General features: G+C 59.4%; 20 protein-coding genes. 12 read left to right on the top strand and 8 right to left on the bottom strand.

What is annotated here, in order from left to right; all coding sequences use genetic code 11:
• Positions 1 to 34: 34 nt before the first annotated feature.
• From N1937_RS04810 to N1937_RS04835, 6 genes are all read right to left on the bottom strand, one after another.
• On the bottom strand, positions 35 to 271 hold the full coding sequence (locus N1937_RS04810; RefSeq protein WP_162119610.1) for a hypothetical protein: 237 nt from the start codon (positions 269 to 271) through the stop codon (positions 35 to 37).
• 207 nt (positions 272 to 478) lie between these two features.
• Positions 479 to 922, bottom strand: coding sequence for a pyridoxamine 5'-phosphate oxidase family protein (locus N1937_RS04815; RefSeq protein ID WP_260057662.1), 444 nt, complete (start codon positions 920 to 922; stop codon positions 479 to 481).
• An 85-nt stretch (positions 923 to 1,007) separates the two neighbouring features.
• On the bottom strand, positions 1,008 to 1,154 hold the full coding sequence (locus N1937_RS04820; protein WP_017963409.1) for a hypothetical protein: 147 nt from the start codon (positions 1,152 to 1,154) through the stop codon (positions 1,008 to 1,010).
• Between the two features lie 65 nt (positions 1,155 to 1,219).
• On the bottom strand, positions 1,220 to 1,582 hold the full coding sequence (locus N1937_RS04825; RefSeq protein ID WP_017963410.1) for a hypothetical protein: 363 nt from the start codon (positions 1,580 to 1,582) through the stop codon (positions 1,220 to 1,222).
• Positions 1,583 to 1,661: 79 nt separating this feature from the next.
• Complete coding sequence (locus N1937_RS04830; RefSeq protein WP_017963411.1) at positions 1,662 to 1,925, bottom strand: DUF1488 domain-containing protein; 264 nt, start codon at positions 1,923 to 1,925, stop codon at positions 1,662 to 1,664.
• Positions 1,926 to 2,062: 137 nt separating this feature from the next.
• Positions 2,063 to 2,362, bottom strand: coding sequence for a hypothetical protein (locus N1937_RS04835; RefSeq protein WP_017963412.1), 300 nt, complete (start codon positions 2,360 to 2,362; stop codon positions 2,063 to 2,065).
• 190 nt (positions 2,363 to 2,552) lie between these two features.
• Here N1937_RS04835 and N1937_RS04840 point away from each other — a divergent pair, with 190 nt between their 5' ends.
• Positions 2,553 to 2,957 (top strand): hypothetical protein, encoded by a 405-nt coding sequence (locus tag N1937_RS04840; RefSeq protein ID WP_311202832.1) that lies wholly within the window; start codon positions 2,553 to 2,555, stop codon positions 2,955 to 2,957.
• A 141-nt stretch (positions 2,958 to 3,098) separates the two neighbouring features.
• Here N1937_RS04840 and N1937_RS04845 read toward each other — a convergent pair whose 3' ends face one another.
• Positions 3,099 to 4,604: a DegQ family serine endoprotease gene (locus tag N1937_RS04845; protein WP_260057665.1), complete on the bottom strand. Its 1,506-nt coding sequence runs from the start codon at positions 4,602 to 4,604 to the stop codon at positions 3,099 to 3,101.
• Between the two features lie 545 nt (positions 4,605 to 5,149).
• Between N1937_RS04845 and N1937_RS04850 the strand changes: the two genes are divergently transcribed.
• Both N1937_RS04850 and N1937_RS04855 read left to right on the top strand, forming a co-directional pair.
• Positions 5,150 to 6,190 (top strand): LacI family DNA-binding transcriptional regulator, encoded by a 1,041-nt coding sequence (locus N1937_RS04850; RefSeq protein ID WP_260057667.1) that lies wholly within the window; start codon positions 5,150 to 5,152, stop codon positions 6,188 to 6,190.
• Between the two features lie 265 nt (positions 6,191 to 6,455).
• Positions 6,456 to 7,376, top strand: a complete 921-nt coding sequence (locus N1937_RS04855; protein WP_260057668.1) for a LysR family transcriptional regulator — start codon at positions 6,456 to 6,458, stop codon at positions 7,374 to 7,376.
• A gap of 1 nt (position 7,377) precedes the next feature.
• On the opposite strand, the gene N1937_RS04860 is transcribed toward N1937_RS04855, so the two are convergent.
• Complete coding sequence (locus tag N1937_RS04860) at positions 7,378 to 8,331, bottom strand: NmrA/HSCARG family protein (RefSeq protein ID WP_260057669.1); 954 nt, start codon at positions 8,329 to 8,331, stop codon at positions 7,378 to 7,380.
• A gap of 675 nt (positions 8,332 to 9,006) precedes the next feature.
• Here N1937_RS04860 and N1937_RS04865 point away from each other — a divergent pair.
• From N1937_RS04865 to N1937_RS04905, 9 genes are all read left to right on the top strand, one after another.
• Positions 9,007 to 10,263 carry a polysaccharide biosynthesis/export family protein gene (locus tag N1937_RS04865; RefSeq protein ID WP_260057670.1) on the top strand — a complete coding sequence of 419 codons (1,257 nt, stop codon included), beginning with the start codon at positions 9,007 to 9,009 and terminating at the stop codon, positions 10,261 to 10,263.
• Between the two features lie 118 nt (positions 10,264 to 10,381).
• A complete protein-coding gene (locus N1937_RS04870) occupies positions 10,382 to 11,155 on the top strand; it encodes a glycosyltransferase family 2 protein (protein WP_162119568.1) in 774 nt (257 codons plus the stop codon).
• 26 nt (positions 11,156 to 11,181) lie between these two features.
• A complete protein-coding gene (locus tag N1937_RS04875; protein ID WP_311202833.1) occupies positions 11,182 to 12,342 on the top strand; it encodes a glycosyltransferase family 4 protein in 1,161 nt (386 codons plus the stop codon).
• Entirely contained in the window at positions 12,329 to 14,428 is a 2,100-nt protein-coding gene (locus tag N1937_RS04880; RefSeq protein WP_260057676.1) for a hypothetical protein, read from the top strand. Before N1937_RS04875 ends, N1937_RS04880 begins: the two co-directional genes overlap by 14 nt.
• Positions 14,425 to 15,312, top strand: coding sequence for a DUF6492 family protein (locus N1937_RS04885; protein ID WP_260057677.1), 888 nt, complete (start codon positions 14,425 to 14,427; stop codon positions 15,310 to 15,312). The genes N1937_RS04880 and N1937_RS04885 overlap by 4 nt, the downstream gene beginning before the upstream one ends.
• Entirely contained in the window at positions 15,309 to 16,139 is an 831-nt protein-coding gene (locus N1937_RS04890) for a hypothetical protein (protein ID WP_170280319.1), read from the top strand. The genes N1937_RS04885 and N1937_RS04890 overlap by 4 nt, the downstream gene beginning before the upstream one ends.
• Positions 16,132 to 17,133: a glycosyltransferase family 2 protein gene (locus N1937_RS04895; protein WP_162119573.1), complete on the top strand. Its 1,002-nt coding sequence runs from the start codon at positions 16,132 to 16,134 to the stop codon at positions 17,131 to 17,133. Before N1937_RS04890 ends, N1937_RS04895 begins: the two co-directional genes overlap by 8 nt.
• 2 nt (positions 17,134 to 17,135) lie before the next feature.
• Complete coding sequence (locus tag N1937_RS04900) at positions 17,136 to 18,515, top strand: hypothetical protein (protein WP_170263332.1); 1,380 nt, start codon at positions 17,136 to 17,138, stop codon at positions 18,513 to 18,515.
• A gap of 16 nt (positions 18,516 to 18,531) precedes the next feature.
• Positions 18,532 to 19,713, top strand: coding sequence for a glycoside hydrolase 5 family protein (locus N1937_RS04905; RefSeq protein WP_260057679.1), 1,182 nt, complete (start codon positions 18,532 to 18,534; stop codon positions 19,711 to 19,713).
• Positions 19,714 to 19,999: the final 286 nt, after the last annotated feature.

Genomic DNA, 19,999 nt, shown 5'->3' on the forward strand with positions numbered 1-19,999 from the left:
CCGGCATTGGTCGAAGAACTGGCTTCGTGCCGTTTTATCGATGCGCCCGGGCGGTCTTGTGTTTTTCCCAGATCTGCGTCGCCTGCGCTGCGATCCCGGTCTTGTGGAAGCGCAGCAGGTGAAGTCCTTCATTGCGTCGTTTTTCGTCGAAGGCGCTGTTTTCGTAGTCGGAGCCTTCGACGATGCTCTCGCTTTGAAGAACGGCCTTCAATTCCTGCACATAGTGTCCGGTGATGTTGAAAAGGGCTTCATTCTCGGGTGTGTCTGTCATCGTTTTCCCTGTGGGTGGTCGTGTGGCATTGAACGCGATGCTGGTTCAGCAAGCCGCGTTGGTAAGATGCATCAAGCAATCCGCGCCCCTATGGGAAGGCTGGTATCGGACAGCGCTGAGCCGTGTCTGTCTGGAGTTCCATATATCGTGCAGCAACGCCGCGCCGTGAATCGATGGTGGAGGCGCGGCAGGTCTGAAGACGCCACCTTAAACCACTTGCCGTCCCGATACCACGTCAATCGAAATGCCGAAGAATATGGAGGGAGCAGGCTTGTCTTCGCTTTCCGAGCTTAGAACAAGCGATCCGGGTTCCCACCAAAACGGTTGCTTCTGCAGCAGAGACCAGGCGTGGAGGCGTTCGTCATGCCGGGCCGGCGTATCGGTCAGCTCATCATAGGTGCCCTGAACAAGCACGCTCTTCCACGTTCGGTTTTCGCCGAATTCTTCAACCTGAACACAGGCGGGTGAATGGGCCCGCAATAGATCAATCTTCAGGCCCGGCATGGAAAATATGAAGAGCCGGTCTGTTTCATAGGCATACTGAATGGGAACGATATAGGGATATTTTTCGCCGAGACATGCCAAGTGGCCACGGGTGTGGCCTGCCAGAAAGGCGAGGCAGTCTTGTTGACCCATTTCTCGCAGTTGCATCGCACTATCCAATTCCGTCAGCGTTTCAGCCCCTCGTTCGATTGGCAGCCGAGCGTCTTGGCCCGCCGCAACAGTCTTCCAGCGCCTACCAGAAGACATCCTTGAAGATAATATAGACGATAAAGGCCAGACAGATTGCTGGTGTCGATTTCACTAGAAAGTCGATGTACCGGAGCCTGCCGATATGCTGAGCCAGGCGTTTCCACGAATGGATGTTTACCGTGGAAGACATCATGCCCTCCTTTGGTTGGGGCCGGGTAATAACCCCGGGAAGCAGCACCCGTTCACAAGCTGCCACTACACCAGATATGGGCGCCAAACATCTGCGCTGCAAGGCGTGGCGGATTGCCGGTCCGACAATGAGATCCCGCTGCTGTGCACGATCGCAAGGGCGCGCGCGGATGTCCCAGGATTGCTGGGCACGTCGATACAGGGTTGCGCTTCTACCTCAACCATCGCTTCGATCAGTTTCAGCCGATCGAGCTTCCGCCGTTGATCGTCGTAGAGCCTGCTGAGCAGCGCATAGGCCGATCCGGAGGGTCTGCCTTTGCGCAATAATTTCTTGATCAGCATTTCCTGATCGGCAACGCGATGCGCCGCCTTCACGATATGGCGACGTGCCAGCTTCAGGTCTTTCGGGCGGTATCGTGTCGAAACCATATGCTTTTCTCCCCCTGTCTCATCCGGCAGTAGCAGGATGGTCGCCGGTTCAGTTCGCCGACCGCACGCCTGCCAGCGGTCAGCGAAAATCTGCGGCCGTCAGCGTGAAGTTGTTTCCGCGCCGATGCTGATAGGCCCGCGATGCGGCTTCCTGAATCGAAGAACGCGCTGCATCAAAGGCATTGAGATATGCGGCTTCGGAAGAATTGTGGGTGATCGCACTGCCGAGGGCTGCTTCTTCGACCAGAAACCTGACCTCGAACATGCCGTCATAGCCGGTGAAGCGGACACCTTTTCGCGCTTCGTCGAAGCTGCGGCTTCTGTTGGGGAAAATAAGCGTCATTGCGGTTATCCTTGGAAATGGGCGCGGCCGACCTGCGGAACTCGGGCACCGGTGATGATGGATGCACGAAGGGCGAATAGCTTGATGCCGGATGTCCGGCGATCAGCCTGCCTGCATGTCCGAGCGTCCAGCAGATCTCAATGGATGGTCTGCACGATGACCCGGTTTTCAAGCAAAGCTTCCGATGTCTTGATCAAGCGCATCGTACCCGTGATAACCTCATCGGAATAGAGCGAATCCGCACGGGAAATTTCGTCCGTCATATCGCGGAGAACTTTGTTGATCTCCAGCAGTGGCGGCACGAATTCCACCAATCCGGCGGCTGCCAGCCCGTGCGTCAACCGCGCGATTGCCTCTCTCAGGTGATTGACCAGTGCACGCCTTTCCACCGGCAGTGCCGGCGGCTTTGTGAGGGTCGCTTCATCGTTGAACCGCATGATGCGAATCCTCCTGTCACTGAAATGGGTTCCGCCACGGCATTATCAATGGCTGCCGCCGAATGAGGTTGCGGTCAGCTGCCAATAAGCGCAAGCTAATTTATCGGCGGGCACGATACGGGCACCGCTGCTTGGGGCGCGCCAGTGATGTTAGCGCCAGTGAACCCTAGCCCCAACGAAGGAGGACATCATGTCTTCCACTTCAGATCAGTTTTTCGATATTGCCAATCTGAGAATGCTCGATCGTATTCTGCGAAAGGCCGGCTTTCGCGGCGGTGAAACTCATGCGGTCGATGAGACTGAGATCACCGCCACAAGTTTCCTCATTCATTGTTTCCAGATGGGCATCGTCGACGAGGCCGCGTTGAGGTCGTCGCTGAAAATGTATCTCGCGACGCAGCTGAGTTCAGGTCCGCTTCCTCATGCGACCGAAGACGCCTCCTTTTCCAGGTGGCAGGATGACGGCGGCGCCCCGATGAAAGCCTATCGGATCGCGCGGTATACGGCGTCGGGGCGTGCGGATACACCACCACGGCCGCCAGGCTACCGTTTGACCAAAACCAGACTGCCTGAACGTTTGTCCGAGATCCCGTGAACGGGTCTGCTGCCACAGGCCGGTTCTAAGACGTTACCGGCTGCCGCCACCAACCGGGGTCGAGACGAGTGACTCGGTCCCGGTAAGGTTGGGGTGAGGGGGCAGCCATCGGCGCGTCCGCTTTCCCGAGGTCCGGTCGCCTCAAGCAGCCCCAAACGGCACGGCGACGAAGGTCTTGTTGCCGTCGCGTTCGACGAGCAGCAGCACCGACTTGCGGCCGGCCTTGCCGGCATCGGCGATTGCGGTCTTGACGTCGCGGGCGTTATGGACCGGTCTATCGTTCACCGAGACGATGACATCGCCGGACTGGATGCCGGCGGCAGCCGCCGACTTGTCCGGGGCGACTTTGGCGACCACCGCGCCACTGATCGAGCGCGGCAGGTTGAGCTGCTGGCGCACGTCGGGTGTCAGGTCGGCAAGGCCGATGCCGAGGCTCGGCTGGCCGCTGCTCTCGCCCTTGCTGGCGGGACTTTCGGCCGCGGCCTGCTTCTGGCCTTCCTCATTGGTGCCGACGGTGACGTTGAGATCGATGGTCTTGCCATCGCGCCAGATGCTGAGAGCTTCCTTGGCGCCCGGCGAAAGGTCGGCGACCAGGCGCGACAGGTCTTTCGGCGTCTTGACGCTCTCGCCGCCGACTGAGGTGACGATATCGCCGGGCTTCAGGCCGGCATGGGCGGCCGGCGTATCGGCAGTGATGGCGGCGACCAGCGCGCCGCCGGTCTTGTCGAGGCCGACGGCATCGGCGACATCCTTGGTGACCGGCTGGATCTGCACGCCGAGATAGCCGTGATTGATCGACCCGTCCTTCTGCAGCTTGGCGACGATCGCCTTCGCCTCATCGGAGGGAATGGCGAAACCGACGCCGACGCTGCCGCCGTTCGGCGAATAGATGGCGGTGTTGATGCCGACGACATTGCCGCTGCGGTCGACCAGCGGGCCACCGGAATTGCCATGGTTGATCGGCGCGTCGATCTGGATGAAATCGTCATAGGGTCCGCTGTGCAGGTCGCGGCCGCGCGCCGAGACGATGCCGGCCGTTACTGTGGTGCCGATGCCGAAGGGGTTGCCGATCGCCAGGATCTGATCGCCGAGCTTCAGCCTGTCGGAATCGCCCCAGCCAATGGTTTGCAGCGGCTTGCCCGCCTCTATCTTCAACACAGCGACATCGGATTTCGGGTCTGTGCCGATCAGCTTGGCCGGCAGTTCGGTGCCGTCATCCAGCGTCACCTTGATGTCGACGGCATTGTCGATGACATGGTTGTTGGTGACGATCACTCCGTCGGGGCTGATGATGAAGCCGGAGCCGAGCGCCATTGCCTGCTGCGACGGCCGGTTTTTCGGCGCCTGGCGCGGCAGCGGGATGCCCTGGTCCTCGAAGAATTGGCGGAACTGCTCGTCCATCGGCGACTCCTGCTGATCTGCGCTGACATCGGTTGTCTTGACAGTCGTGGTGACGGTGACGACGGCAGGTTTGTCGGCATCGACGATGGAGGCGAAGGAGCCGCTGGGGGCAAGAACGCGGCCGGTATCCGAAGGCGCGGCAACGGCATTGGAGGCGTTGATCGCAACGGGCAGGCATGCCGCGCCGGCGATGATGGCGGCCCCCACAAGGGCTGCGGTGCGATGATTGCGGAGGATGTGTGACATGGTGGTGATCCCTTGGGCGGTGGTCCCTGGCGAGAGCATTGGCTTGGATGGCGTCGTGGTTCCATGTCCTGGGACCTGGCGTCGGATGGCGTTTGGCGCCAATTCCTTCTGGAAACGCGCAGTCGTCGAGGGGCGGCGACCGGGGAGAGAAGAATTGGCGCTCGGGATTCATATGATCCCACCAAGCAGATTTTCAAATTAAAGTTTGAACATGTTTATATTGCCGATTTGTAAGAAATGACTGGAATTTAATCTTCGCTCATGCGGCGTTTGAGCTTCTCGAAAATTCCGGCTTGATTTTGCCTCGTTTGGCGGCCGCCGCCATGTTTTTATTCGACAATAAATGGACTTATTCCTGGAGGCGGTGATCCGATCGCCGCATGCGTCCGTAATTTGCCGGCAGACGATCCTGTGCTCTTTCTGGAATTGTATTCCGGATCCCATTTCAAATATAAAATGTTAGTAGACTCTAAATTATTTCTTCTTCAAAAAGTAACGGCCGCGATTCGAGGGCAGGCGAGTCTCGCGGGCGAAGAATAAGGGGGATGAGGGCAGCAGTGGAGCGGGGGCGGAAAGCCAGGCGCGGCGCGCATGTGAAGTTGAGCGATGTGGCGAAGAAGGTGGGGGTCAGCCCCATCACCATTTCGCGCGCGCTTCGCAATCCTGAAATCGTCTCTGAGGATCTGCGCCAGACCATCCTGCGCACGGTAGCCGAGATGGGGTACATCCCCAATCTTGCCGCCCGGGCTCTGGCCGGCCGCCATAACGGCATCATCGGCGTCATCACGCCCGCTTTGCACCAGCACGGCTTTGCCGGCCTGATGATCGGCATCGAGGATTGCCTGCGCGCCACCGAATTCCGCGTGCAATATTCCAGTACGCTCCACCACGCCGACGGCGAGGCCGGCGAGCTCAGATCCTTCCTGACGCAGAAGCCGGCCGGCGTCATCATCGCCGGCGCCGAATCCTATGGTGATCTCCTGCCGCTGATCAAGGATGCCACCTGTCCGATCGCCCATATCACCGATCTTAGCCAGGAGCCGGCAAGGCTGGTCGTCGGCCTTGATCATCATGCTGCAGGCGCAGAACCCACCCGCTTCCTGCTGTCGAGGGGCTATGAAAGGATCGGCTTCATCGGCCGCGGCACGGATATTCGCTCGCGCCGGCGGAAGGAAGGCTATGAGGCCGCGATGCGGGAAGCCGGCCGTTTCGATCCCGATCTCGCCATTGGCGGAGATGAGGGAAGCAGCAGCACCGGCCTTGGCCGGGAGTTGTTTGCCCGCCTGTTGCAGCGCGTGCCGGATATCGATGCCGTCTTTGCCCAAAGCGACGATCTGGCGCTGGGCGTGCTCATCGAATGTGCCGCGCGCGGCATCCGCGTGCCGGAGGATGTCGGCATCTGCGGCTTCAACGATCTGGAATTTTCAGCCTTCACCCAGCCGTCGCTGACGACGGTGCAGATTGCGCGCTACGATATCGGCTACCGCGTCGCCGACATGCTGCTGCGCGCCATCCGCGGCGAACCGCCCGGCGAAGGCAAGGTCGATTGCGGCTTCTCGATCATCCCACGCGGCTCGACGCGATAAGCTGTCCCGTTCGCGCGAATGGCTGCCCCTCACCCTCGCCCTCTCTCCGTAAACGGGGCGAGGGGACGTGCCTTGCGGGAGGTAGCGAGGCACGGAGAGGTTGCGACATATCCCCTTCGCCCCGCGAGCGGGGAGAAGGTGCCGGCAGGCGGATGAGGGGCTGGTGTCGGCGATCTCTTTGGCAGAGGGTGTTCCGCTCTGATACGGCTAGGCACAGCCCAGATTATTCCCTATATGGAATGAATGAGGATCAATGTGCTGAAAAATGGATAATACCGGACTGTCTCTCGACAGAATGCGCACCTTCGTTCGCGTCGCCGAACGCGGCAACCTGTCGATGGTCGCAAGAGAGCTGGGTGTCGGTCAATCCACCGTGACGCGGCACCTCAATGAACTTGAGCAGGCTGTCGGCGTACCGCTTCTCAGCCGCACCACGCGTCGCGTCACCCTGACGGATGAAGGCAGCCGCTATTATACCAATTGCCTGCAGATATTGCGCCTGGTCGAACAGGCTGCTGAAGAAGCAAGAGATGCCCGTCAGGCCCCCGCAGGCGCTGTTCGGCTTTCTTGTACGGCAGCGCTCGGCGTGATGCACATCACGCGCCTGATCTTTGATTTCCAGGACAGGCATCCGGACATCCGGGTCGACCTCAACCTGACGGACGAGCGTATCGACCTGGTTCGCGAAGGCGTCGACGTCGCACTCCGTCTTGGACCTCTCGCCGACAGCGCAATGAAACTTCATGCGCTCGGAGAAAGCCATCGTCTGCTGGTCGGCGCTCCGGCCTATTTGTCGGCCCATGGACGGCCCGAACGCCCAGCCGATCTGTCACGCTACGAAACCGTGGCGATGTCCAATGTGGCCGGCAGCGATCAACTCGTTCTTTCCTCTCCCGATGGCACGAGCCTGATGATCCCTGTCAGCGGCAAGTTGCGCGTCGATCACGGGCTTGCGGCGCGCGAAGCCTTTGCCGCCGGACGGGGCATTGGTCCCGCACACCTCTGGTTGGTCCACGATCTTCTCGATGACGGCCAGCTCGAGGTCGTGCTTGGCGACTATCGTCCTTTACCGGTTCCGGTGAGCTTGCTGATCGTTCCAGAGCGTGCCGCCATTGCCCGCGTTCGGCTTCTCGTCGACTTTCTTGTCGCCGAGGTTTCCAAATTACCGGGAATCCGGCCGTCATGATTTAGAGTCCGAATGACCGTTTATCGCCACGCCACCCCGTCGTTCGCAGATATTGTTCCCAGTTGAACGTGTCGGGGTTCAGGCGACGGCTCCATTCGAGGTCTTGCTCCTTGCCGAAATAGCCATAGTCGACAGCATATTCGACCATCCCCAGAATCTCTCGAACGAGAAGTTCGTTGGCGGCAAACTCTGGAAAAAAGTGCAGCAGGCCATCCCGGGTGAAAGCGTTTCGATACTCGGCCTTGCGGCCGGTCACGCGCTGAAAGGTTTCGACCATTTCGCGCGGAGAAATGATGTCGCCAACGATCGGCAGCGTTTTGCCGTTGTAACGCTCGGGGCTTGAGAAAATCTCAAGCACGACCGGCCCGGTCGCCGTCAGCGGATCGACAAAAGGTGCTCGAAAATCTTCAGGAAGATAAACCGGCAGGAGCAGCGTATCGCCCTCCATGCGCGGCACATAATATTCGAGCAGATTCGTGTAGAAGAATGCCGGCATGACGAAGGAATGAGAGATCGGCAGGGTGCGAATATAGTCGGCAACGCGCGCTTTGTCGGTAAAATGCGGCGCATACTTCGTCCCGCTGGTGATCTCGTCGACATTCTCCAGCGTGCTGAAAACAATATGCTCGACGCCGGCCTCAACGGCCGCATCCGCCAGTTGTCGGCCGAGAGGGGCCTCGATCGTCTCCGGCGGGGCGATCGGCGGCGTCATCAGAAATGCGCCATCCGCGCCTTTGAAGGCGGCAACGAGATCCTTTTGACGGCCAAGCTCGAGAGGGACGGCTACAATTTCAGCGCCGCGTTCCTCCAGACGTAACGCTTCAGGTGAATCCTTTTTCCGGGTTAAAGCACGCACCCGGAAACGCTGGCTCTCAAGGAGGGCCGCGGCGACGCTGCGCCCCTGCTTGCTCGTTGCACCGGCAATCGCGATCAGTGGCTTTTCATGTACAGACATAGAGCTTTAAACCTTTCCCTGTCATTGACACCGACTGCGGTGTCATTTTGCTGGGGAGGACGGTCGGCCTGTGCCGAGAGCCCACCTCGATGGCGGGCACCTTATCGCAACAGGTTCTATGGCTGTAGATATCTGAAATGCAAAATATAATGCCATTTTATGGATAAGTTGCCGGCCAGCCGCGGATACAAATCGGTTCGCCATCCCGGATCACAACGCCGAAACCCGCTGCGGAATGATGTCGACATCCAGGATCGCGACGGCGCAAATGTCGTCCTCGAAACCATTTCTCAAGTGCCGGCATTGGCTCAGACATCTCTTCGCCAATGGCGGCTCTGATGGACTAAAGCTGAGAGCTACGTTGCAAATTTCACCCTGCTGATCGTCGAATAAACCCATAAAGCCAAGGATTTTGAAGTGCTGCCCGGTCGCAGCAAGATATTACTTTCATTGAATTCTTTCCGACTCAGGATATTAGCCTGCCAGTAAGATGTATTAATCATTGTTAAGTACTGTTGAATATGGTTAATATTATGCTAACCTTAAAGAGATTAGAGGGTGCCCATCGCTTTCAAAGCGGAAATTCGAAACATGAAGCTTTCGAAGATAATATCTCCAGCGATACCTCAATATAGGTCGAGAATCGGCTCTCGCCTACATCAAACAATACTGTGCATGGTGTTTGCAGCAATTGTTCCATTGACGCCAGCAGCGGAAGAGTTGCCTTCGCCTACGGAAGCGGTCTCGGTTGTGACACCTGGTGAGACTTTGGCCCGGCAGCCTCAATTGTTGCGTGACGGTCTTCGCTCAGGCGATAAATTGAATCTGGCATTTTACGAAAGCTTGGCCTCCGTCGAAGACCGCTGGACGGGTTCACGGGGCACGGTTCCCTGGAACTTTTATCAGCGCCCCGAACTCACTGGCGAATACGTCGTTGAAGCGGACGGAACGATTTCGCTTCCGCTTTTGGGACGCTTCCGGGTTCGAGGGCTTCCTCCGGCGGATGCGGAGGCGATAATTCTTCCTTCGTACGAAAATTTGGTCGGCAGAAAGGGGTTCGTGAATATCGTCAAGATTGAGCACCAGCCTGTTTATATTACCGGCCCGGTTCGTAATCCCGGCTCGTTTCGATATGTTGATGGCATGACCGTTCTGCATGCCGTTGCGCAAGCGGGTGGCATGGCGGCGAAGAGTATTGAGCCGTGGCAGAGTGTGGAAATTACACGCCAGATCGAGCGGTTGAAGACTGAGTTGGCCGATCTGAAGCGGCTTGCGTCGCGAACCGAGGTGCTCAGGGCGAAGCGCGATTCCGTGCAAATTGCCAGCATTGGTGCACCAATTCTCGGTCCCGATCCCGATGCCCAACGGTTGCTGGATGATGAGACATGGCAGCGCCAATTGATAACGACGAGCAAGGATGCGCAGAGCAGTGCTTACGCAAAATCTGTTGCCGATGCTCAGGCCGATCTCGATCTGCGTCAGGCCCGCGTCGGCAATTATGATGCCACCATTCGGGTCCGTCAGGATCGGCTGGCAAGTATCGAGAATTTGGCCAAAAACAAGCTTGTCACCAGCATCGAATTGACCCGGGCGCAAAGCGAACTGACCGAGTCGGAAGATCGAAAGCAGCAAGCCGTCATCGATGTCGAGAGCGCAAAGCAGCGGCTGGCGGCAGCGAAACAGGACGTTGAGCGCGATCGTATCGAACGCAAGATCGAGATCGAGAAGTCGGCAGCGGATGCGGAAAGAGGCCTATCCACGGCATTGAAGACGACCGAGAGCGATCTTGAAATCTTCCGGTCGATGGTATCGTCGAATGATAGCGCCGGTGTTGAATTTGAAATCGTTCGGCCTGGACCGAATGGAGTCACAGTCGAACCTGCTACCGAAGAAACGGTCTTACAGCCTGGCGATCTGATCAAAGTACATTGAGACGCAGCCACATACCCTTCCCCGACTGGGGAGAGTTTAGTCCTCCTCTCGGCCAAAGAGCTCAGAGGCATCGTCGATTTGCGATTTGTCACGCGGTCCAAAACGCCAAGGAGAGCTTATGTCTGCAATACAAGCTGTAGAAGCCTCGCATTCCTCGATGCCGGTCCAAGGTCCGATGTTCAATTTGCCAAGGACCTCGCTCGTCATTCCAACCTTGAACGAAGCGGAAAACATTAAGCTGCTTTTGCCCCGCATACCGACATGGGTGCATGAAATCATCATCGTCGATGGGCGATCGACAGACGGAACGCCTGACATAGCGCGAAGCATGCGCGATGATGTCAAGATCGTACTTCAGCCTAAGAAGGGCAAAGGCATCGCATTGCGGACGGGCTTCGAAGCCGCATCTGGTGATATGATCGTGATGCTGGATGCTGACGGTTCGATGGATCCTTACGAAATCATCCTGTTCGTCGCGGCTCTTGTTGCAGGTGCGGATTTCGTCAAGGGTTCGCGCTTTATGCAGGGCGGCGGAACCAGCGACATGACGGTCATCCGCCGGTTCGGCAATCTGGGCCTGACCCTGCTGGTCCGGATGCTGTATGGTAGCTCTTTCAGCGATCTGTGCTACGGCTACATGGGCTTTTGGAGGCGGCATGTTCCTTTGCTGCGTGCCGATTGCGACGGCTTCGAAATCGAGACGCTGATCAATTTGCGGGCCCTGAAGAACAAGCTCAAAATCATGGAAGTCGCGAGCTTTGAATCGGAGCGCATCTACGGCGTCAGCAATCTGCGTGCCCTTCCGGACGGCTGGCGCGTGCTGAAGACGATCTTCCGGGAACGCGTCAGCACGCCGACGGGCGTCCAAGTCCTCGAGCAGGGCATGTCCTGAGGTCTGGATGTAATTGGCGAGGCCGCATGATGCGCATTTTGATACTCAGCGCGAGATACCTGCCTTATGCCGGAGGAACGGAAACCCATGTAAGCGAGGTCGCAACCCGGCTCGTGGCCAAGGGGCATGCGGTGACGGTATTGACGGGCAATCCCGATGGCCTTCTTCCGGCAGCGGAAACCCGAGACGGCGTGCAGATTATCAGGCTGAAGACCTTTCCCCGTGGGCGGGATTGGTGCTTCGCCCCCGGCGTCTTCAAGGCGGTCGCCGAAGGTGATTGGGACCTGATGCATGTTCAGGGCTACCACACGTTCCTGGCACCCCTCGGAATGGCCGCCGCATCGCGCAAGGGGCTTCCTTTCGTAGTCACCTTTCACAGCGGTGGTCATTCGTCACCATTTCGATCCTCGATCCGGCGCTTCCAACACAGAATGCTTGCGCCTCTGGCTGCCAGGGCAGGGCAACTCATTGGCGTGTCGCGATTCGAAGCGGACCTATTCAGCCAGAATATGGCAATCGCGAGAGACCGGTTCATCGTTATCCCCAATGGCGCGCGCCTGCCGGAAAAGTCCGGGCGGCGATCCCCTTCACCTCACGACAAGCCGCTGATTGTCTCGCTCGGCAGGCTGGAGCGCTATAAAGGTCATCATCGGGCGCTTGCTGCCTTTAATGTGCTGGCAACGAAATTCCCTGATATGCGCCTTCGAATCCTGGGAGAAGGCCCCTATGAGGCGAAGCTGCGTCAGCAGGTGGCCGAGCTCGGGCTCGGCAACCGCGTGGAGATCGGGGCAATTCCGCCGGCCGACCGGTCCGCAATGGCCGATCTTTTGTCTTCGGCCGCACTTGTCGTGCTCCTCAGCGATTATGAAGCTCATCCCGTCGCGGTTATGGAGGCGCTTTCGGTCAAGGCTCCCGTCCTGACCACCGACACATCAGGCTTTCGGGAGCTGGTTGAGGAGGGCCTCGTGCGATCCATTCCGCTCAACGCTTCGCCAGACTTCACCGCACGTGAAATGCTCGCCACCATGGACGCCGGGCCGATCTCAATTGAGACGAGGTTGCCGGACTGGGACGATTGCACGGACCGGCTGCTGACGGTGTACAGACGCGTATTTTCGCATCCGCAGCCTGAACTGCGAACCGGTCCAGCACTGCTTGGAGATTTGAAGCACGATGACCATTGTTAAGGGACGGGCTTCTCCAGGCCAGCAGAAGGCCTACCAGGAGGGAGCTTATCGTCACGGCTATACAGAGAGGGTTTCCATTCCACGCATCGATCTATGGATCGCGGCATTTCTGGGCCTGCGCAGGCAGGACAGCGCGGTCGGGGGCATTGCCGATCCTTCGTCGCTGGGCATGTCGCCGGTCTTTGCCTTGCTATGCAGTTGCGCCCTTGTCGTGATCGCACTTGCCGCAAATGCCAGTCGGCTGGGGGAGGGCTGGGCGGTTTCGACGTTCTATACCGCCATCGCCGCGATCTTTCTCCCGCCAGCGGCGCGGATCATCCATCCGGGAGCCAGCCGCCTGGAGCGCTTGGCGCTCATAGTGATCGTCACTTCAGCCCTCTTCGTGGTACGCGTCATCCGCGCACCCGTCGCATTCATAGATCATGACGAATTCCTGCACTGGGCGACGGTGAACGACATTCTGGAGGCGCGGCGACTGTTCCTGCCCAATCCCCTTCTGCCGGTCAGCCCGCTCTATCCCGGACTGGAGCTCATAACGTCCGCCTTGGTCAACCTGTCCGGACTGTCCGTCTTCGCGGCAGGCCTCATCGTGTTGGCGGCAGCGCGGATGGTGCTGATGCTCACGCTATTCCTGCTCTTCGAGAAGATCACGGATTCTGCGCGGATCGCCTCCATCGCCTGCCTGATCTACATGGGCTCGTCCACGTTTTTGCTGTTCGACGTCCACTACTCCTATGAAAGCCTGGCGATCCCCATGCTTGTGGCGGTGCTGTTGGCTTCGGAAAGCCGACGCATGGAGCCAAGCGACACGGCAGCCTGGCCGACGGTCATCGCCACCATGGTCCTGATCGTGGCGCTCGCGGTTACTCATCATCTCACCTCCTATTTTTGCACGGCCCTTTTGTGCGGCACGGCGGTGATGGAATGCCTGCGGCAGGGCGCGTCCGCCATGCAGAGGCGGCAGGCGATCCTGTTGGCCTCGATCGCCGTGATTGCTCCGGTCGCCTGGTCGAAGATCGTCGGGAACCCCACCGGCGGCTACATCCTTCCCGTACTGGAAGGCGGCATAAACGAGGTAGCGCAACTCGTATCGAATTCGACCGCGACGCGTAGGCTTTTCGTGTCGGACACGGGAGCCTTGGCGCCTGCTTGGCAACGTTACCTGACGATGGCAGGCGTCGCGCTGATCTGCCTGGGGCTTCTCACCGGCTTTCTCCGCTCGCTCGTTTTCAATGGGCAGCACCGGGATGCGAGCATCCTCTGGCCGCCGACCAGATGGCGCCTATGGCGCTCAAGTCTTCTCGAGATCCTCGTTTTGGCGACGCTGGCCTATCCCGTCAGTATCATCTTCCGCCTGACGCGCAGTGGGTGGGAGATCGGCAACCGCATCGGCTCGCTATCTTTCCTCGGCGTCGCGATTGTCGTCGCGGTGGCCGTCGCGGCGTTCTGGCACGGCACGTCGCGTGGCTGGCTGCGCGCAACGGCGCTTGCCGCCGCCGCAACGACGGTGCTGATTGCTGGCGTCATCAGCTCCGAGGGACCACGTATCCTGGTTCCGGCCGCCTATGAAGTGTCAGCCGACTCCTCGTCGATAGAACCGATGGGGATCAGCGCCGCAAGGTGGACCAAGGAATGGCTGGGCGGCGACCAGAATTTCGCAACCGATCGGATCAATCGCCTGCTCCTGTCCACCTACGGCCGTCAAAAGGTCTCGACCACGCTTGAGAGTGGGCAAGATACGAGCATGGCCATCACCGCAGCCGATCTCGGCCCGATGGAACGTCAGCTGCTGATTGACCAGGGCATCGGCTTCGTCATGGTCGACCTGCGCATGACCACCGGCCTGCCCGGCGTCGGCGTCTATTTCGACGGCGGCGCGCAAGACCGAAACCACATGGTCCCCCTCCAGGCGTCGTCGCTGCTTAAGTTCAATTCCGAGCCCGATGTCGACCGCACCTTCGACAACGGCTTCATGGTCATTTTCGACGTGGGGCGGCTCGGGAAAACACGGCAGCCCGCCGCCCCTCGCAAGCGGACCGGAGAGCCGGTTCAATCCTTGGGACGAACTGACGGAGATTTACAATGATCGATAGCCGTATCGACGCTTTCATGTGCGTCCATTCGCGGGACATCGAATATCTACTCGAAGCGTCCCTTCGCTCCTACCAGCAGCATTTCCCCGACAAGGGAAACCTGACCATGGTCACCGACAACCCGGCCGCTTTAAGAGCCTTCCTCGACGCGAAGGGTCTCGTGCCTGGCGCCGCCGTCACCGGCGACAACGATTGGCTTTCGGCCAGCGAACTGGAACTTCCCGGCTGGTTTCGGCAGCAGATCATCAAGCTGCGCGCCTTCGAATTCTGCCGGACCGAGCATTTCTGTAATCTCGGTGCGGATACACTGCTGCTGCGGCCCATTGCGACGACCGATCTGATCGACCGGCGCCAACCGGTTCTCTATTATTCCAGCCACAGGCTTCCCGATCTGCACTACCGTTTCGAGAAGAAACGGTTGCGCAATGTTGCAAAGATCCTCGGCGTCGAGCCGGCCCGGTCTTTTCGCTACGTCGATTTCATCAACGATTTCTTCTGCTTCAAGCGCGAATGGCTCATCGCGCTGAATGACTATATCGCGTCGAAATACGGCTCGAAACCCTACGTCGAGCTGCTCAAGGGTCTCAGCGCGTCAAAAGACCAGACACGGTTCGGGGAATGGACGCTCTATTCCGTCTTTCTGCTCGATGTGATGCACCAGTCGCCGACGATGCGCGATGCGCGCGGGGCCTATCTGACGCAGATCCATAGCCGCCTCGGCCTCACGCTGAGCCGGCTGGACAGCAAGATCGTTCATCTCGTCCAGAAATCCTTCGACCCAAACGTGATCCGGCAGAAACTGATGAAGGTGAACCCGGGCGCCGCTCAGATCGTCGGCGCGACGGCATGGGCAGATGCAGGAGTTCGCCCCCGATGATGGCCCGCCGTGTCTTTCTGGGGATCATTCCGCTGTGGATTCTTGCCGCTGTCTTGACCGTAACGTGGCTGCCCGGAACCTTTTCGACCTCGGAGAAGGCGGTTCGCCTGGCGCTCTGCGCGCCGCTGATCCTATATCTCCCGGGCCGCATGCTGGTGGATACCCTGCGCATAGAGGGCGATACGGTCACAAGGGGAACGCTCGCGGTGTTCCTGAGCTTCGCGGCCTGCATTTTTCTGGGGCTTCTGCTGCATGTCGCCGGGCATCTCGATGCGCGCGGCTGGGTCTACGCCCTGGGCCTGACGACCATCGCCCTTCGGTGCCTGAATGTCGTTTTGCCGCTCGCAAGGGCGGTTCCAGCCATTCCCTGGGCTTGGCCCGGCCGCCGTTTTTTGATCTTCGCAGTTTCCATGATCCTGGCGACGAGTTCCGTCCTCATGGCGCGCCCGGTCGCGCTTGAACGTAAGCCGTTTCATTTCACCGAGTTTTGGATGGTGCCCAAATGGAACTGGACGAACAATGTGGTAACGGTCGGCGTGCGCAATTCGGAAGACACCAAGACGCTTTACAGTCTTGACCTCGTTCTGGGCGGTACGTTGATTGGACAGATGCCAACCTTCGAGCTGGCACCTTCCTCCAGCCAAACTTTCGAATTCTCCGTACCAACGAAAACGCGCGCCCCCGCACGGCTGGAAGCCTGGCTCTACAAGAGCGGCGACAGGGGAACGATCTACCGCAAGGTCTGGATGACCATCGACACGCTCCAGTCCCCGGCACCGACCGGAATGACCCTTCAGTTCGCTGATCCGGAGACGAAAAATGGATAATTTCCAGCCTCCCGTGCCCGGTAAGCTCACGACGGCAATCGTCATCTGCTGCTATTCCGACAAGCGCTGGGACGTCCTCAACAAGGCAATGGAGGCGGCAACGCGTCAGGTCCCGGCCGCGGACGAGATCGTCGTCATCGTCGATCACAATCCGGCACTGGCGCTGCGTCTGCGCGCCAAGCGCTTCGAAACCCCCGTCAGGATCGTCGAGAATATTCATCCGCCCGGCCTCTCCGGCGCCCGCAACACCGGGATTTCAGCCAGCCGCGGCGAGGTCATCCTGTTTCTCGACGACGACGCCGTGTCAGATCGGGATTTGCTGGCAACCTTGGTGCGGCAACTCGAGGATCCCTCGGTTCTGGGCGCCGTCTCCGCTATCCGCCCGTTGTGGGAAACAGATCGTCCGTCCTGGTTTCCCGACGAATTCCTGTGGACCCTTGGCTGCACCTATCGCGGCCTTCATCCGGGGCCGGTGCGCAACCTCATCGGCGCGTCCATGTGCATCCGCCGCTCCGTCTTCGATCATACGGGCGGCTTCGATTCCGGCTTGGGCCGAACGGCCAAGGCTTTGCCGCTCGGATGCGAGGAAACCGAACTCTGCATCCGTGCAACCAAGGCCTTGCCGCATGGCCGTTTCGTCTTCGAGCCGTCCAGCGGCAGCGATCACGCCATACCCGCTGATCGTGCGACGTGGAAATATTTCCTTCATCGATGCTGGGCCGAAGGGCTTTCAAAGGCCAGCCTATCGTTGATGGCAGGCTCCGGCGAGGCGCTGGCGTCGGAAAAGACCTATATGACGAGGACCTTGCCCCAAGGGCTTATGCGGGGATTTGCTGATGTGCTGCTTGGCCAGCCGAGCGGCCTTCTTCGCGCCGTCGCCCTGGCCGCCGGCCTAGGGGCCACCGCGGCCGGATTCGCTCTCGGCAGGACCCGCGCGGCCCTTACGCGACGGTTCACCTCCGTTCCTGCTCGCGCGCTCGAACGGGTGGAATAGGCATGATGACCGTCAGCGCCGCCATCGCTAACGTCCGCAGCCTCCTGATGAACCAGGCGGTTTTGCTCCTCAATGCAGGCATGCTGGGGCTTGGAACGTTGATGACGGCCATTCTCGGCTTCGTCTACTGGTGGTTCGCAGCGCGTACCTTCTCGGCCGAAGCTGTTGGGCTCGCCGCCGCCGCCATATCGTTGATGAATCTCCTCGCGAATCTCGGTGAAGTCGGTCTCGGACCCTTCCTGATGGGCGAGATGGGCCGTCAGCAAAGAGCAGGCCCGTTTCTGACGGGCGCCCTCCTGGCCTCGTTCAGCGCCTCCATCGTGGTGGGGCTGATCTATCTTGCTATCGCAGCCTGTACATCGACCCAGCTTGGCTCGATCGTCGGTTCCTCCGCGACCGATCTCTTCTTCGTCGCGGCTTGCGCTCTGACGGCTGTGACGCTCGTGCTCGACCAAGCCATGGTCGGCCTCCTGCGGAGCGGCCTTCAACTGGCCCGGAATGTCGTCTTCGCCGCCAGCAAGCTTCTTCTCCTGATCGCTCTCGGCCTGACAATTGGCCGGGCGACCAACGAACTGGCGATCTTCACCACCTGGTTTGCCGGGCAGCTTGTCTCGCTGGTCGTCGTGGCCGGGCTTCTTGTCTATGCCGGCAGGCGCGTCTTCCACCGGCCGGAGATCCGCGCCTTCCGCCCGATGCTCGGACAGGTTTTCGGCCATCACGCGCTCAGCATGGCTGTTCAGGCGCCGGCGCTGCTGCTGCCTTTCGTCGTCACGGTGATGCTGTCTGCTGAGATCAACGCCGCCTTCTATGCCGCCTGGACGGTGCTGAACGTTGCGCTTCTCGTCCCTGCGTCACTCGCCTCGGTGTTGTTTGCCATCGCTGTGCGGGAGCCGGAGCTATTTCCCGCGCGCCTGCGCCTGTCGCTCGGCTTGTCGATGCTGGTCTGCGCGGCGACCGCCTTGGCGTTCCTCTTCCTGTCGCGCTTCATGCTCTGGATATTCAATCCGGCCTATGCTGTGATTGCAGGAAATGGCCTTCAGTTTCTGGGCGTTGCCGCTTTCGGAATGGCGTCGAAGTATCATTATCTGGCGGTTCAACGTGTCCGACGGCGCCTGGGCTTTGCCACGCTCGTTCTGATCGGCGGTGCGGTGTTGGAGATCGTGGCCGCCGCCGGCGGTGCGCGATTCGGGATCGCAGCCACAGCCGACTTCTGGGTCATTGCTGTTTCGCTGGAAGGCCTGCTTCTGTGCCCGGCATTGTATTGGGCCACACGGCGCACTGCGACGCCGTCCATCGCCGCGCCATCAACGGCTGGCGGTGTCTCGACATACGGCAATTCCCTCGACCAGACAGACCAAATCGGAATTGCGTCACGGGCTTGAAAGGGAGTTTCTTAGCATGAGGCGTATTCACCGTTTCCGGGATTTCGCTATCGGCGCTGCGGCGCTGGCGCTTTTTTGGTCTGCTCAAGTCGGATCTGCGGACGCGCAGTCATCCGCGCAGCAATCTTTCGTCACGACGAAAGAGGGGGGCTTCCTGCTGGACGGCAAGCCATTTCGCGTGGCCGGCGTGAACAACCATTATCTGACATTTGGCTCGTCAGGCGAAGTCACCCGCGTATTGGACGATGCCACGGCAATGGGCGCCAATGTGGTGCGCACCTTCCTGCAACCGGTTATAGGGTCGCTGGACGGCCAGGTGCCGACGATCTGGAATTCAAAGAGCACGGCCGATTCCAGCAACCTCGGAACCAAGGGCATCTATATGATGAGTTGGGATCCGATAACCAACAAGATGGTTCCCAACGACGGACCTGACGGCCTGCAAAAGGTCGATTACCTCATCGCGGAAGCGGCGAAGCGCAAGCTTAAGCTGATCCTCGCATTCGTCGATTTCTGGGCCTACACGGGCGGTGCCCAGCAGATGAACGCCTGGTACGGGAGTTCGGACAAATACACCTTTTTTGCCGCTGATCCGCGAACCCGACGCGATTACAAGGAATGGGTTCGGCATGTTCTGTCGCGCGTCAACACGATTACCGGTGTGCGCTATTCCGACGACCCCACCATATTTGCCTGGGATCTGGCCAACGAACCTGACATCCATCCCAAACCGCTCCTTTATGAGTGGGTGTCGGAAATGTCAGCCTATATCAAATCCCTGGCGCCGAAACAGCTCGTCACGACGGGCCATGGGAACATGGATCAGAAGCTGGCGGATATGAATATTCCGAGCGTTGATTTCGGCACGTGGCATGGCTACCCATCCTACGCCAAAATGAGCCATTCCGATTTCGATGCCCGCATTCGCGAATACTGCGGGATCGGGCGAAGCATCGGAAAACCGGTGATCCTGGAGGAGTTTGGAGTTCCGCGATCCGATGCCGATCAGGCAAACGCCTATGGAACTTGGCTGAATACGATCGCCACCTCGGATTGCGGAGGTTGGGTGGTCTGGCGGCTCACCAGCACGCAGGATTCGGGCCTCTATCCCCAGGACGACTACGACAAATTCGACATCCATAACGATGGGAGCCCTGCTTGGCAGGCTCTGCGCGACGCCGCCCTCAAGCTTCAATAATCGGTCCACCGAAGCCATTCCGCCGTCCAGCATTAACGCATGTCGCGGGTACGGCACCGGGTGTTGCCATTCGATTTGATGGCTGCCAACAACATGTGGCATATCGCTCGACGGCGGAAACCGATTTCAAGACGAAAACGGGCGTGACACGACGATCGGAAGCGCGCCCGCGAACCGGGATGGTCGCGCGAACGCACAAGGGATAGCGATCTCAACGGCGTATTGACCTAAATGCTTCCATATTTTCTTGCGATCTAAACTGGGCCTGCAGCTTCGCCAAATATTC

This window comes from Rhizobium sp. WSM4643 (genome assembly GCF_025152745.1).
GTDB lineage: Bacteria > Pseudomonadota > Alphaproteobacteria > Rhizobiales > Rhizobiaceae > Rhizobium > Rhizobium leguminosarum_I.